The sequence below is a fragment of the Curtobacterium sp. MCBA15_004 genome (assembly GCF_001865055.2).
GTDB lineage: Bacteria > Actinomycetota > Actinomycetes > Actinomycetales > Microbacteriaceae > Curtobacterium.
Genome location: NZ_CP126266.1, coordinates 250,533 through 264,975, shown reverse-complemented (window position 1 = coordinate 264,975; position 14,443 = coordinate 250,533). Strand labels below are relative to the sequence as shown.

The 14,443-nt window shown below is 66.0% G+C and carries 15 protein-coding genes; 6 read left to right on the top strand and 9 right to left on the bottom strand.

Going from position 1 to position 14,443, the window contains the following annotated elements:
* Positions 1–28 precede the first annotated feature (28 nt).
* Positions 29–934 carry a LysR family transcriptional regulator gene (locus QOL16_RS01275; protein ID WP_071282828.1) on the bottom strand — a complete coding sequence of 302 codons (906 nt, stop codon included), beginning with the start codon at positions 932–934 and terminating at the stop codon, positions 29–31.
* A gap of 163 nt (positions 935–1,097) precedes the next feature.
* Here QOL16_RS01275 and QOL16_RS01270 point away from each other — a divergent pair, with 163 nt between their 5' ends.
* Entirely contained in the window at positions 1,098–2,162 is a 1,065-nt protein-coding gene (locus QOL16_RS01270) for a TDT family transporter (protein ID WP_232750747.1), read from the top strand.
* 105 nt (positions 2,163–2,267) lie between these two features.
* On the opposite strand, the gene QOL16_RS01265 is transcribed toward QOL16_RS01270, so the two are convergent.
* From QOL16_RS01265 to QOL16_RS01255, 3 genes are all read right to left on the bottom strand, one after another.
* On the bottom strand, positions 2,268–2,981 hold the full coding sequence (locus tag QOL16_RS01265; RefSeq protein WP_066651477.1) for a M23 family metallopeptidase: 714 nt from the start codon (positions 2,979–2,981) through the stop codon (positions 2,268–2,270).
* Between the two features lie 382 nt (positions 2,982–3,363).
* The gene (locus tag QOL16_RS01260) at positions 3,364–3,960 is read right to left on the bottom strand and encodes a DUF305 domain-containing protein (protein ID WP_066651478.1); all 597 of its coding nucleotides are present in this window, start codon (positions 3,958–3,960) and stop codon (positions 3,364–3,366) included.
* 107 nt (positions 3,961–4,067) lie between these two features.
* Complete coding sequence (locus QOL16_RS01255; RefSeq protein ID WP_066651479.1) at positions 4,068–4,523, bottom strand: hypothetical protein; 456 nt, start codon at positions 4,521–4,523, stop codon at positions 4,068–4,070.
* Between the two features lie 203 nt (positions 4,524–4,726).
* Between QOL16_RS01255 and QOL16_RS01250 the strand changes: the two genes are divergently transcribed.
* Entirely contained in the window at positions 4,727–5,227 is a 501-nt protein-coding gene (locus tag QOL16_RS01250) for a DUF4396 domain-containing protein (RefSeq protein WP_066651481.1), read from the top strand.
* A gap of 34 nt (positions 5,228–5,261) precedes the next feature.
* Here the strand turns inward: QOL16_RS01250 and QOL16_RS01245 are convergent, their stop codons facing one another.
* The 3 genes from QOL16_RS01245 to QOL16_RS01235 all read right to left on the bottom strand — a co-directional run bounded on the left by QOL16_RS01245 (position 5,262) and on the right by QOL16_RS01235 (position 10,068).
* A complete protein-coding gene (locus QOL16_RS01245; protein WP_200884126.1) occupies positions 5,262–6,446 on the bottom strand; it encodes a permease in 1,185 nt (394 codons plus the stop codon).
* Positions 6,447–6,760: 314 nt separating this feature from the next.
* Positions 6,761–7,852 carry a site-specific integrase gene (locus QOL16_RS01240; RefSeq protein ID WP_066651460.1) on the bottom strand — a complete coding sequence of 364 codons (1,092 nt, stop codon included), beginning with the start codon at positions 7,850–7,852 and terminating at the stop codon, positions 6,761–6,763.
* A gap of 1,736 nt (positions 7,853–9,588) precedes the next feature.
* Entirely contained in the window at positions 9,589–10,068 is a 480-nt protein-coding gene (locus QOL16_RS01235; protein WP_071282826.1) for a hypothetical protein, read from the bottom strand.
* Between the two features lie 996 nt (positions 10,069–11,064).
* Here QOL16_RS01235 and QOL16_RS01230 point away from each other — a divergent pair.
* Positions 11,065–11,415, top strand: a complete 351-nt coding sequence (locus tag QOL16_RS01230) for an Lsr2 family protein (protein WP_071282824.1) — start codon at positions 11,065–11,067, stop codon at positions 11,413–11,415.
* A 51-nt stretch (positions 11,416–11,466) separates the two neighbouring features.
* Here QOL16_RS01230 and QOL16_RS01225 read toward each other — a convergent pair whose 3' ends face one another.
* Both QOL16_RS01225 and QOL16_RS01220 read right to left on the bottom strand, forming a co-directional pair.
* A complete protein-coding gene (locus QOL16_RS01225; RefSeq protein ID WP_071282822.1) occupies positions 11,467–11,769 on the bottom strand; it encodes a hypothetical protein in 303 nt (100 codons plus the stop codon).
* A gap of 36 nt (positions 11,770–11,805) precedes the next feature.
* Positions 11,806–11,994, bottom strand: a complete 189-nt coding sequence (locus tag QOL16_RS01220) for a hypothetical protein (protein ID WP_066651452.1) — start codon at positions 11,992–11,994, stop codon at positions 11,806–11,808.
* A gap of 452 nt (positions 11,995–12,446) precedes the next feature.
* Here QOL16_RS01220 and QOL16_RS01215 point away from each other — a divergent pair, with 452 nt between their 5' ends.
* The 3 genes from QOL16_RS01215 (at position 12,447) to QOL16_RS01205 (ending at position 14,136) form a co-directional block, all read left to right on the top strand.
* On the top strand, positions 12,447–13,043 hold the full coding sequence (locus tag QOL16_RS01215) for a hypothetical protein (RefSeq protein WP_071282820.1): 597 nt from the start codon (positions 12,447–12,449) through the stop codon (positions 13,041–13,043).
* Between the two features lie 278 nt (positions 13,044–13,321).
* Positions 13,322–13,711 carry a hypothetical protein gene (locus QOL16_RS01210; protein WP_139266332.1) on the top strand — a complete coding sequence of 130 codons (390 nt, stop codon included), beginning with the start codon at positions 13,322–13,324 and terminating at the stop codon, positions 13,709–13,711.
* A 212-nt stretch (positions 13,712–13,923) separates the two neighbouring features.
* Complete coding sequence (locus QOL16_RS01205) at positions 13,924–14,136, top strand: hypothetical protein (RefSeq protein WP_071282816.1); 213 nt, start codon at positions 13,924–13,926, stop codon at positions 14,134–14,136.
* The last annotated feature ends 307 nt before the right edge of the window (positions 14,137–14,443 follow it).

The following is a 14,443-nucleotide window of genomic DNA, read 5'->3' as shown; positions in this document are numbered from 1 at the left end:
ACAGAATTGGGTCCCGATAGCCGATTGGCTATCGGGACTGCTGAGCGCTATCGAGGAATGCCATGACGGCGGGCCCCGGGTGGCCGGTCCAGATTGCGCGCAGCGATCGGATCAGTGGCGGGCCGAGCAGCGGTGCCCGGACGAGGGCACCGTCGGAGAGGTCGCTGCCGACGGTGCGGAGACTCATCACCGCGGGCGCGATGCCCGCCCGCGCGTTGGCGCGGATGATGCCCGTCGTCTCCAGCACCGCCGCTGGGACGACCAGGCGGAGCCCAGCACGGTCGAGCCACGCCTCGACCGTGGCGCGGGTGCCGGACCCTTCCTCTCGGAGTAGCAGCGGCGTCTCCGCGAGGTCATCCGCGGTGATGCCCGACGCGCTTGCCCACGGATGGTGCGGAGCGACGACGACGACGAGTTCGTCTTCGTCGACCACCAGCGAGGACAGGTCAGGTGGCGCAGCAGGGGTCTCCGTGAATCCGAGATCGGCAGCGCCGGAGCGAACGAGGTCGATCACGGCGGCGGAGTTCCCCGCGATCAGGCGCACCGACGCATCCGGCGCGATAGCCCGGTGGGCGAGCAACCATCCGGGCAGCAGCAGCTCGGCGATCGTCTGCGACGCTGCGACCACGAGGGATCCCGCGGGTTCTCGAAGCGCGGCGACTCCTGCTTCGAGCCGCCGGGAGGCCTCCAACACCGGGACGGCCAGGCCGAGCACCACTCGGCCTGCGTCGGTCAGCGCGGTCCCTGATGCCGTCCGGTGCGCCAGCGGCTGGCCGATTGCCTGTTCCGCGGCACGCAAGCGCGCTGACACCGCCTGCTGTGTCACCCCCAACACGTCGGCCGCTCGGGTCAACGAACCGGTCTCCGCGACGCGGACGAGGACCTCGAGGGTGTCGAGGTCCAGAGTCCGGTCCGTCAGCCGCCGCAGTGCCACAAGCAACCATTGTGCCCTGCCAACGAGTTCGCCGTTCCAGAACCACGGGGCACACGCGCACGCTGGGTGCATGTCCGCTCACCTCGCCCACGCACCCGCGACGTCCGAGCATGGTGTGCGCGATCGGCGGTTGTTCCGGGAGTTGGAGCGGCCTGGTCTGATCGTGTCGAATCTGACCCCGAACTGGTTCGCGTCGATCATGGGCACCGGGATCGTCGCCGTCGCGGCCGCATCGCTGCCGCTGCAGTTCCCCGGTGTCCGGACGGCGGCGACGATCGTGTGGGCGATCGCGGCGGCCCTCCTGGTCGCCCTCACCATCGCGACGGCCCTGCACTGGGTCCGCTACCGGAGCACCGCAGCGAAGCACCACCTCAACCCGGTCATCTCCCACTTCTACGGGGCACCGCCGATGGCGTTCCTCACCGTCGGCGCCGGCACGATCCTCCTCGGTAAGGATTGGATCGGCCTTCCCGCCGCCGTCACCGTCGACTGGGTCCTCTGGAGCATCGGTACCGTCGGCGGACTGTTCACGGCGGTCCTGGTGCCGTACCTGGCGTTCACCCGTCACGAGAACACGCCCGATTCCGCGTTTGGCGGTTGGCTGATGCCGATCGTCCCGCCGATGGTGTCCGCCTCCACCGGCGCGCTCCTGCTGCCGTACGCGCCCGCCGGGCAGGCGCGGGAGACACTGCTGTGGTCCTGCTACGGCTTCTTCGGCCTCAGCCTCATCACGTCCCTGGTCGTGATCACACTGATCTGGAACCGGCTCGCGCAGCACAAGGTCGGCGCCGCAGGCATGGTCCCGACTTTGTGGATCGTGCTCGGACCGGTCGGGCAGTCGATCACCGCAGTGAACCTCCTCGCCTCAAACGCCCCCACCGTCGTCGACGCCTCCACCGCCCACGCACTGCTGGTCGTGGCGTTGGTGTACGGGTTCGCGATGCTCGGCTTCGCGCTGCTGTGGACCGTCATCGCCCTTGCCATCACCATCCGGACCGCCCGCGAGCACCTGCCGTTCAGCCTGACGTGGTGGTCGTTCACGTTCCCCGTCGGTACCTGCGTCACCGGCCTGAACGGCCTGGCCCTGCACTCCGGACTCACTGTCGTCGCCGTGCTCGCAGTCGTCTACTACGCCGGCCTCGTCGCCGCATGGATCACCGTCGCCGTCCGCACCTTCCACGGCTCCGTCATCCGCGGCACACTCCTCGCACCACCCAAGACAGCGTGACGACCCTGGCGCGGATCAGCCTTGCGACCAGCCATAGGGCGTTACCAGGATCCATGACCGCGTCTCGGTAGCCGATGGCTGGCCGGACACCGCTGGGACCAGCTCCTACAGCGTACGTCCGGCATTGGCGGTGAGCCACGGGATCGGGTCGATGGGTGTGGTGCCGCCGGGCATGACCTGCAGGTGCAGGTGCGCACCGGTGCTCGCGCCGGTGTTGCCGACGAGGCCAACGAGCTGCCCGACGGCGACGGTGTCACCTGGGCGGAGCGGCGAGGAGCCGAAGATCATGTGCGCGTACAAGGTGGACACAAGCCGACCGTCGATCTGATGGTCGATGATGACGTACTGCCCGTACTCGGGGTGCGTTGTCGACACTCGGACAGTACCGGCAGCGACAGCTCCGATGGGGGTGCCGGCGCCGGGGGTAAGGTCCGCGCCCTGGTGAATCGACGAGCAGGTCGCACACGGGGCGCTTCGCGGGCCGAACGGTGAGCTGACGGTGATGGTTCCGGCGACGGGCCAGCGGATGTCGCCGGTGCCGGTGTTGACAATCGTGCCGCCCGTGGTCGTGGGAACGCTCTGCTTCGTCGAGGCCGGTGCGCCCCCCGTTGACGCGGCCTGCGAGGCGGGTGCGGTCTTGGTGATGACGGGCTTCGGGGCCGGCTTGGTGATCGTGTACCCGTCGCGGTCGACCGCGAGAGCCAACCCGGACGCGGTGAAGCTCTGCTCGGCGGTGGCAGGAGCGACACCGGGCACGACTGCCGCGGGGCCGGTCGTTGCCTGCGCGGGCAGCGCTGCGGCAGCGGTGAACAGCGCCATCGCGGCCGTGGCACCAGTGATCGGGACCGCGGCGAGAACGCGTGACCGCAGTGAGCGGACCGGTGTTGCGGGTGCAGTCGCGACGGTCGGCAGCGGCCGCAGTGCCGGCTGAGTAGCGGCAGTGATCGTCGCGGTTCGGGTGCGGCTGGCGGTCGGGGCTGCGGCGGCGCGTTCGGCGGCGAGGGCTTCGCGGCGCGTCCGGGGTGCGGGAGTCGTGGGGGTCTGGGGGTGCTGCTGAGGCACGGGCAGGCTCCAAGAGGGGTGGTGGCCGGCAGGCCGAAACGTGGGGTGGCCCGAACGCGGGTCGAGCGGGAAGGGGAGGGTGGGGCCGGTCGTGGGCCGCGGCAGGAAGGGGGGAGCCTGCCGCGACCCACGCCGGGGTTTAGAGGGACGCGAGCATGTCCTGCATCTGGGTGATCTGCTCGGTCTGGCTCGACACGATCGACTTCGCCATCGCGATGGCGTCGGTGTTCTTGCCCTTGTCGACTTCGGTCTTGGCCATGTCGACGGCGCCCTTGTGGTGCTGGACCATCTGCTCGAGGTAGAGCTTCGCGGCGTCCTTCGCGGACGCCTGGTCGAGGTCGCTCATGTCGGAGTCGGACATCATCCCGGACATGGAGTGCCCCATCCCGGAGTGCTCCGACTCGGTCGGCTCACCCCAGCCCTGCAGCCAGCTGGTGAGCTGCTTGATCTCCGGGGACTGCTCGGCCTTGATCTGCTTCGCGAGGGTGGTGACGTCGGTGTCGACGCCGGAGCCCTTGGCGAGGAGCATGTCGCTCATCTCGACGGCCTGCTTGTGGTGCGGCAGCATCATCTGCGCGAACATCACGTCCTGGTCGTTGTGCGCCGACGCCGCCGACGTCGACGAGGACGACGAGCCCGTGTCGGAGCCGCTGTTGCCGGTCGAACAGCCGGCGAGGGTGAGGCCGAGGGTGAGTGCAGCAGCGATTGCGAGTGTGCGCGTGGTGGTGGTGTGCATGGTTGGTCCGTTCCCGTGGATGCGTCAGGTGGTCCGGGCAGGCGGACGCCTCCCGGATCTGGGCATGCGGGAGCCACCCTTCGGGGGTGGGGTCCCGCAGGGGCGGATCAGATGCGGATGATCTGCAGCGCCGTCAGCGACGGCGGTTTCGGTGCCGCGATGCGGCGCGGCAGCCGGTCGGCCAGCGCGAGCAGCCGCGCGATCAGGTGGAGGACACCGCCGGTCCGTGCACGTAGCAGCGCCCACGTGAACAGCGCGATCGTCAGCGCGCACGCCATCCCCATCAGCGAGCACATCAGCGCACACAGGCCGCTGTCGCAACCCGCGTCGGTGAGGACGGTCATCACCGCAGTCGCAGGAGCTACGTGCTCGGAGTGGCCGGCGGCCGCGACATGGCCGTGCTCGGCCGCGGCAGCGGGAGCCGCCATCGGATGCTCGTGGTCGGCGGTGTGCCCGGCCATCGTGTGCATCAGGACCGTGAACCCGACCAGCAGCAGCAATGCCAGCGTCGCCGTGGCCTGCAATAGCAGTCGGCGACGCGGGGTGGCGGTGGTGGTGAGCATCAGTCTTTCGAGCAGACGGGTGGAGTGAGCGTTTCTATGGTGCGGTACCCCGCGGGCGGCGGCAACCTGGTGTCCGGATTCACACCGAACCCGCCGCGACCGGACGAATCGGGAACACGGCGGAAGGTTCAGCGTTACAGCGCATGGTACCCCCCAGGGGTATACGTGAACTGTTGGCGTCAGCGGCGTCGGATCGGAGCAGCATGGACACGCACGAGCACCACCAGATGAGCGGGAACGAGCACGCCGGCCACGGCGGTGGTCACGGGGCGACGACGTGGTCGATGGCGGCGCAAGCGACGCTGCACTGCTTGACCGGCTGCGCAATCGGCGAGGTCCTCGGCATGGTGATCGGTACCGCTGCCGGCTTCCACAACGCCGGCACGATCGTCCTGTCGATCGTCCTCGCGTTCATCTTCGGCTACGCCCTCACCATGCGCGGCGTCATCAAGTCGGGCCTGACCCTGGGAGCCGCGTTCAAGGTCGCTCTCGCCGCGGACACCGTATCGATCGCCGTCATGGAGCTGATCGACAACACCGTCATCGTTGCGATCCCCGGTGCGATGGACGCGCAACTCAGCGACTGGCTGTTCTGGACGGCGCTGCTGTTCTCCCTCGCGATCGCGTTCGTGATCACCACGCCCGTGAACCGGTGGATGATCAGCCGCGGTCTCGGCCACGCCGTCGTCCACGGCCACCACTGACCGGTCCGCGGGTTAGCTCGATCGCGGCATGCTGTCAGGCGTGTGAGTGCTCGTGTGCGGCGTGGTCGTGGCCACCGTCGTCGGGTGCGCCCTTCATCATTCGCAGCATCGACCAGGAGCCGCTGCGGATGAACACGACGAGCAAGAACGCGGCGATCAGCAGGAACACGATGTTGAGCCAGGTCGTGTAGTTCCAGCTGATCGAGGTCGTCACGATGCTCAGATGCCGATTCGTCGGGATCAGGCTTAGCGGGGTGAACAGCAGCTCGACGGCGTAGCCGGCGAGGACCATCGCCCCGTAGAAGATCCCGGTGATGCGGAGGGCTGCCTTCCAGCCGTAGTACTTCCGGTAGATGACGATGATCGGGATGATGATCAGGTCCGCGAAGATGAAGCTGATCACCCCACCGAAGCTGATCCCGCCGTTCCACAGCACCGCGGCGAGGGGCACGTTCCCGACGGAGCAGACGAAGCTCACCATCGCCAGCACCGGGCCGATGATCGGGTCGATGATGAACGCCAACGTCGGATGCCCCTCGAAGAACACCGCCTGCAGCCACGCGTTCGGCACCCACGCGTCGAACGCGCCGGCGATGAGCAGACCGATGATGATGTCGCGGAGCACGGACGCCCAGTCCATGACGAAGTACTGCGACACGCTCGTCAGCCCAGGCTTCGAGAACAGCCGTCGCCAGAACCCCTGATCGCCCTGCACGGACATGTCCATCGCCGCGTGCCCCTCCATCGATCCGGCGAGGCCCTTGTCGGCCTGCTCACGGGCGGCGTCGAGGATCTTGCTGCGCATCCAGAGCCGGAACCCGAGGGCGATGAGGATGATCATGATCGGCCCGCCGACGAACTCTGCGATGGTGAACTGCCACCCCATCACGAACGCCAGGATCAGCCCGAGCTCGACGACGAGGTTCGTCGACGCCACCTCGAACGCCATCGCGGATGACAGGCTCGCGCCCTTCCGGAACAGGGCACGCGCGAGCGCGACCGCGGCGTAGGAGCACGACGATGACAGCGCGCCGAGCCCGGTCGCGACGCTGATCGCGCGTGGCGAGTCGTCGCGCATCAGCTTGGTGATCTGGTCAGTCCGGACGACGGCCTGGATGATGCCGGACAGGGTGAAGCCGAGTACGAGGGGCCAGAGGATCTCCCACCCCATCGAGCCAGCCGCAGCCAACGCGTCACCAATCGCCTGCAGCACGAACACCGCTACCTCCTCCATCGGTGTTCGAGCTTGCTCCGCCGTAAGGAATTGGGTGTCACAGCAAGCATGTGAGGTCACACACGATAAGCCCGGGCCACTGTCTCAATAGACGGTCGTTCACCGAGACGGAGCGTCGTCTGTCTCCGTTCACGTACTTCCGGGGCTCCGACTGTCTCAGATAGCTGGTCCGAAACTGATTCCGGCAAGGTGCCCTATGCGAGACGGTGTCCTGCAATGGGGCTCGGGCATCAAGACGGATGAGGTCGCGCCCGCGGACGCGGCCGCCACCACGACCACGACCACGAGCACGACCACCGCTACAGCTGTTCCGCTCGTTGCCGGCTCAACGCGGAGGTAACGTTGTCCAGATCGTCGGGGAACAGCGCCGCGTAGGTGTCAAGAGTCACCTTCGCCGACTTGTGGCCCAGCATCCGCTGTACGACTTTGACGTTGGCACCAGCGCTGATCGCGAGTGACGCAGCGGTATGCCGGAGGTCATGTGGTGTGACTCGACGGAAGCTTGCGTCGGCCGCCATCGTCCGCTGGACGGCCTTCGCGAACCATCCCTGACTGGAGTGCCCTGGCCGGAGGAAACCTCCGGCCGAAGACGACCAGAGACGATCGTCGGGGTGCTTGTCTCGACAGGCCGCGGCAACAGCCGAGTCGAGGAAGTCAGGAAATGCGACGGAGCGCCGCTCATGCGACTTCACACTGCCCAGGACGTGTTGACCGTTCACCTCCGTCACTCCCTCGCGGATGTTCAGACGACGTCGACCGGGGTCAACGCTACGAACCCGCAAGGCAGTCGCCTCGCCCCATCGGAGCCCGGTGTACGCAAGTAGCCGGACAAGCTCGCCATACCTGGCCTCCGAAGCCAGCGCCTCGACCTGCCGATGCGTCAGGAACACCTCGTCGGGGATCGGTTTCTTCTTGACTGTGAGGCCGCGCGCAGGATTCTTCACCACCCGGTTCTCCTCGACGGCTTCATCGAGGATGCCAGCGAGCAGGTCTCGTGCCCTCGCCACCGAGGTGTGCGAGAGCGAATGCCCGAGTTCGTTCAGCCACGTTTGGACGTCTCGCTTGGTGACTCGGCCTACGGCGTACCCGCCCCACTTTGGTTCGACATGCACGCGCCAGCAGCTTTCAACGGAGTGGAAGCTACTTTGGGTGAGCTTGAACCGGTGCATCTCGAGCCAGGCTCTCCCGAGCTCGCCGATGGTCACTCGCGCATCCGTTGGATCGACGTAGGAACCTCGCAACTTCGACACCTCGACAGTGTTGAGGTAGTTGAAGGCATCGGTCTTGCGGCGGAAGCCGCGGTCATGACCGCGAGTCCCATCAGGTTTGGTGTACCAGACCTCGTAAAGCTTGCCCCGCGTCTTCGTCTCGTAGGACTTGACTGTTCCCATCGATCAGCGCAGTTCGTCGGCGGTGCTGGCGTACTCCTGCTCGAGAAGCCATGCCTCGACGGCTTCCGGACGGTAGAGCGGGAATCGTCCGACTCGAACGAATCGCGGGCCTGCCCCAGTGACACGCCACTGGCGCAAGTTGCGGGTCGTCACGTGGAGCCGAGCAGCAAGGGCGTCCGGAGTGAGCAAGTCGCCGGTCTGAACTGAAGGACTAAGGGCGGCCTTAGACATGGGTACTCCTCGAAAGTCGATGCTTTCGAGGAGGCCGTTTAGCCGAACCTGTTAACGGTTGCTTGGCGTACCTGCTCGTCGAGCCGTCAATGGCTCTGGCCCTTTTCAATCATTCAGACCTGCAGCAGACCATACACGTCCAGCCAGTTGGTGACAAACGTACGCGGATGAAGCAGCTGACGATGCCCCTCGGACGCGTCTGAGGCTGCGACAGCGCGCCCGCGACCAACCAGCTTCTAAGCCAAGGGCTTCGCCGGAGGTCACTGAGCACGCGTGAGACGCCCGCTCTGGGTTCAGATCCGACTGCACTGAAATCATTTCCGAAATCATTCAGCGGATCGTGTCGGCCAGCGCCAGGAGCACCGACGCACCATTGCCCGTTCCGGGTCCACGCCTCGCAAGAGCGTGGTCAGCCGACGGTGTCCGTAGGGGAGCGGAGCGGAGGGGCGGCACCGACGGAAGGCACCCAAGGACGCCCCCGATGGGGCGTCGGAGGGCAAGGAGCGTAGCGACGCAGTAAGGGCCACGAGGAGCGCAGCGACGAGTGGTGAGGGGGCCCCGGAGACCGAGCGCAGCGAGATTCTCAGGGGCTCCCGGAGAGGTGTCGGCTGCGCCGACCGACGAGCAAGGTTCCAGGTCGCGAAGCGGACTGGAAACGCAGCTCGGCGTCACCTCCCCTTATGCCCTTTTCTTCTCCTACTCGCATCCGGAGCTCCAGCGACGGATCGAGGTCACGATTGCTGCTGTGATCGGGGGAAACGGATGGATCAGCCTCATCTTGATCACCACCAGATCCGAAGGATCAAGCCTGGTGGTGGTGATCAAGTGGCATCCGTTTGCCCCGGAAAGTCGGGGTTTGGGTTGATCCACGGTTCTGGGCGTCGTGACGCCGGGGATCAACCCATGGAGCGCAGCGACGCCAGGGGCTGAGGAGCCTGCGGATCAGCACCTGATCAACCCCGACGCAGACGCGGGCACGCGGCTGCCTTCGCCCTCGCAAGCAGCGCAGGTCGGAGCATCGCGGAGACCTCTCGCGTAGCGCCGTAACCTCATCGTCGCGGGGGAGGAACGACGCCATGACGGGCCTCGCTGCCGCCGCTTCAGCGGCGCCCTGCGGTTCTCCTTTCGCCCCATCGGGCACGACTGCGGAGTGGACGTGAACGAGGCTCGTGACAACAGGTCAGGCTCAGATCCAGCCACGCGACCGGGCGCCCTCACGATGGGAGCCTCAGCCGATGCGTTCAGCACCGAGCTTCTGTGCCCCGTACCTGGCCACGGCTGATCCAATTGTGGGCAAATGCTGCCCAGGGGTGGCCTGCTCTGGGCCGCGAGGCGACCGCCGAAGCTCCCTCGACGGCAAATGGAAGGAAAAGAGGGCCACCCGGACGCGTTCAGCGTCGGATGGCCATGCTGTGACCGGTTGGCGGTCATGTGTGGGTCAGCAGGTGGGCGGATCGGTCCGCAGCGACCAGCGAGCGACAGCGAGAGGGAGCGTTGCGGCCCCGCTACGGCCACATATGGCCCACAGTCGGCCGCGCCGTGACCGACCAGTGCCGGCGGCCCCCAGTCGGTACGCTGCGGCCGAGAGCCCAGCGCACGCATCCGACTCCCTCGCTCAGCGCGACGCCGAGCCGCTGATCATCGCCGCGATCGCGGCGCACGTTGGGATGCTGCTGGCGCCGGCGCGCGTCGAGTTCGACGACGGTGTCCGTGTCGAGCTCGACGGAGCACCCTAGGACCGGAGGGTCCTCGTCGAGGCGTACGCGCACATCGGCGCGCTTCGAGGCGGGCAGCCGAAAAAGCTCCCGACGGACGCCTTCAAGCTCCTCTGGGCTGGCCGGAAGCTCGAGGCGGCGCGGCTCGTCATCGCGGTCATCGACGTCGAGGTCGAGCAGTACCTGTTGCGGCCGAAGGCGTGGCTGACCGCGGCACTTCGTGACAGCGGCGTCGAGGTCGTCCGAGTCGCGATCGACGACGAAGCGCACGCGCGCGTCGAGGCGGCGCAGGGGCTGCAGTTCATGGAATCTTCCACATCGCGAGGACTGGGCGAGTCATCCGCTGCTGACAGACCGAGGGCGGCAAGTCCACCTTGACGCGCTCACCCGCCAACGGCGGCCAGAGCAACGGGACACGTCACCATGGGGTGGCGCGCCCAGCCCGTGCGAACACGCCGTGCCGGCGTCGACCACACAAACCAACCCACGATGAGCGCCTGCTCCCCGGGGGATTCTTCCTCGTACCGGTTTGTACCGGATTTCTCGGTACACGCTCGCGCTCGACGACGCAACGAAAAGCCCAGTTCAGGCGGCGAGTCCTGGCCGCCTCACCGGTCCTGGGCTCGCGGTGTTCCACTTCGCGTACCCGACGCAGGACGGCCTGAAACCGGATCTGATCAGGGGAAAGCACGCCCTGTACCAGCTGTACCGCTTTTTCGAGGGAACTCTATGCGTGTGCGTGTGCGTGTGCGTGTGCGCGCATGCGCGCATGCGCGCGTAGAGGTCCGCAGAAACCGGTACAACCGGTACAAACTGCCTCTCTACCCTTCTACTTCCTTGAGAAATCAGGGAAGTAGGGCTCACGGGGGGTACCGGTTCTCGAAAATCACGGCTCAGAACTGGTACACGACTCACACCTGCACGAGCCCTCAAAAGCCGGTTTGACCTGGGGAAAGCTGCCTCGTGGGCCTGTACCGGTTTCTGAACGCAAAAGTGGTACACCCGGTCCGTGCAGACCCTCGAGTAGGTCGAACTGACCGGCGAGCCTGAGCGCCGGTGCCCGACGAAGGCCGCGGCGCCCCGCTGCAGCGATTCAGTGCCACCGAGTCGCAGGTGACCCGACGGCCTGCGCTGCGCGGACGCCGAGCTTCGCCCTCCGCATTCGATTGACATGCCTTGAAACAGACATGTCGACTATTCATTTCCCATAGTGATCAGTCATCTGACATCATGAGAGCGCAATAGCCCCGCAATAGGAGAATCACCATGGCGCAGAAAGTCATCACCACCCTCGTCGACGACCTGACGAACGAAGAGCTGCAGGACGGTGCCGGCACCACGGTGCACTTCGGCTTCGACGGCAACAACTACGAGATCGACCTGTCGAACGACAACGCGGACAAGTTCCGCGAGGCGTTCTCCGACTACATCGCAGCAGCCCGCAAGGTCGGCGCGCGTGCTTCTCGCCCCGCTTCTTCCGGCGCTGCCTCAAAGCCCCGCGGCAACGCGGACGAGCTCGCGAAGATCCGCGAGTGGGCCAACGCAAACGGCCACGAGGTCTCCACCCGCGGTCGCATCGCACAGAGCGTCCGCGACGCCTACGACGCGGCGCACTGATCTCGAGCGGGGCCAGGAGTGCTCACGTAGCACTGGCCCCACGAGCCTCGTTCAGCGCTCCCTCCCTGCGCGGGTCACCGCGCCCCTCCAGACCCACACCCGGTACGTCGAGCCGTCGCGCCTGGAGACCTCCACCCGCACGGCGCGGTCCGTGTAGCCGGTGACGACCGCCCGCTCCTGCACGCGCACCTCGACGAACCTGAGCCAGACGTCCACGGTGTCCCCGTCGACGACGTCGACGACCGGCATCGGGCCGATCTCGTCTTCAGACAGCGAGACCGGCGAAGGCCTCGTCAGGAACTCGTTGATCGCGCTCCGCGAGACGTCCGTTCCGTGCCTGCGGTTCTGTCCCATCGCCCCATCATCGCACTCAATCGAACATACGTTCGATCAGAGTTCGCGGCGCTGCTTCTGGACGGCCGCGATCGCCTCGGCATCCGCTTCGATGCTCGCGATCCGCTGGGCCTCCGGGTGTCCACCTCGGATCTCCCTGTCGTAGTCACGCACCAGCCGTCTGCGCCGCGCGGCAAGCTCCTCGACGGTGAGCCACTGCAGGGCCTCACGCTCGTCGTCGTTCACACCGCTGACGGTAGGCCCCGAGCGTCCACGAGCGTCCCCGACAGCAGGAGCATCCGTCTCCGGACGCGCGACATCTTGGGCTGCCAAGCGGGCGATCCCGGCCCGCACTCGGCCGCAACAGCTCAGCCTCATGTCACTTCAAGGGGTCGGATCCAAGCCGACGAGAATCACAGTTATCGCACCTATTCGATCGACGACGCCGGCCGCGGCACGGACCGCACTGTCGACTCAGCCGTCCTCGCGAGCCGACAAGCGCGCCTCGCGGATGATCGCCCGAACGTCTCACCAGGGAGCCTGGGCGTTTTTCTCTCGTATACGAGCAATTCAGCAAAACCCCAGGTGAGAGGCATCCTTGGCGCGCTGGACAGCACCCGGTTCGAGGGTGCAAGCTGCGGGCTATGCACGGTCCTCCACAGCCACCTGCCGCTCCTTCTCGCCGGCCAACGAACGAGGTGATCGATCGTTTCGCGCAGGCCGTCGCTCGGCTCGAGGTCGACGGCGACTGGCTGGTCGAAGCGCTGACGCAGCACATGCGGTCGATGCCGTCAACAGATCCATCTCTGTCCGCCGACGACCGGAAGCTCCTCCTCGCGGATGTGGCGTCCAGCTTGGGGATGCCGATCGATCGAGAAGCAAGTGCAATCGGCCGGGGTGACCTCCACTTGAAGATCGTGAGGACGTGGCTCAACTCGGTCTGCGCCACGCTCTCCGTTGATGAGACGAAAACCTTCCTCCAAATCGATGACGAGGAGCTTGTCCGCCGAGTCGCAAGTCGACACCTGGTTCCTGTCAAGCTGAACGGTCAGCTCCGCTTCCCCGATTGGCAGTTCGACCCTCGCAATTCGCCGATGAAGACGATTCGCAACCTCCCAGATATCTTTGAGTCCCTCGAGGCTGACGGAGCTGGTTGGCAGAGTGACGCGGCGTTCATGGCGACCCCTCAAGACTCGTTGCGGGCAGTGGTCGCTACGACCCCTTATCAATGGTTACAAGCGGGCGGAGCGGTCTCCGCAGTCCTGGACCTCATCGACGGCAGGGATACCTTGTGAGCGCATCGCTCAGCTCCGGAGAGAACGACTTTCATCGAGTTCACGCCCAAGAGACCGCTCGAGTAGTCACAGGGCATCTGAGTCAATCCGGCAGAGCGACTTTCGGTTCTTGGGAGCACCTGACCGATGAGGAGCGGGGCAACATCACCGATTGGGTTGAACTCGTCTTTCTGTCACAGATCGAGGCGTACGGGCCCGCTCTTAGGCGCCTGGGCATCGACGACATCGGCGACTAAGCAGAGACCGCGAAGCGGTTCCCAGTAGCCGGCGCCTCCTCTGTGATCGGCTTCCATAATGATGACAGCGATTTCCGGGAAGCAACACCGATGGACTTGGAAGATGAAACCGATGCTGAATTTGATGACGACGACTTCGAGTACGGGTTGGACAGCGCACTTGATGAAGTGCTGGTGCCTCGGGGATGGCTTTCGCTACGACGCGGCCACCTAGGCAAAGCGCAGGTGTGGGACATGTGGTACTTCGAACTCCCTTCTGGTGCCGCGATGTTCCTTTCTCCCGTCGAGAAAGGCGGCTACCTTGTGATCCACCGCGTGGGCTCGGCAATTCAGGAGCCAAGGTTCTACTCGATCTCCCGGGAACGCCTGATCGAGCAGTTGAACCGCCTCGAGACCCAGGGAACGCTCGCGTGGCCCACACTCTTGTCCTAAGAAATCGTCTGTGAGTCTGGCAGATGGCCGGCGAAAGCGGCCTACGCCGTTGCACACGACGAACGACCCTGATCGATCTCGGCGGCAACGCCCTCCGCCGCGGCTCTTACCGCCCGAGATGCCAGCCCGAAGCAGGATCAGTCCGGCCCGTCGGTTCGACGTCTGCCAGCCGGAACGGGAGACTGAGAGGCGAGCCCCGATCGGAACAGGACATGATGGCGAAGATGGAAGCTGCGGACGGCACGTCCGAGCGCAAGCGGATCTCGATCCCGAAGGTCGACACTTCAGTGCTCGACTGGTGGGAGCGTCAGCATGATGCGGGCATGTCCATCAGACTCCTCATCCGACGAGAGATCGAGCGGTCTGGCTACACAGACATCGTCCACGGCCGAGTAGAACAACGGCTTCGGAACGACGAGGTGTGATGTGGTCGTCGTCGCGCCGAGCTTGACAGGACCTTGCTGGACGAGCCCGACCGACGCTCGCGCTACGTCTCATGGGAGGACGTTACGACTGGGCTCGCTGGCCCGGGGCGGATGGGACGGCCGCCTTGGAAGGTGTCCAGCCGTCGTACGCATTGCGCAGATCGCGCGCGATGCGTAGGACGCAGCGCACTGAGCACCTTCCGGGAGCGAGCACCCACCCGTACCGCCGCCCGTCTCGCGAACCCCGACTCAGCGCGAGCACACAGGATGCGTCCGCAGACCCTGATCGACCAGGAACGCCGCGACT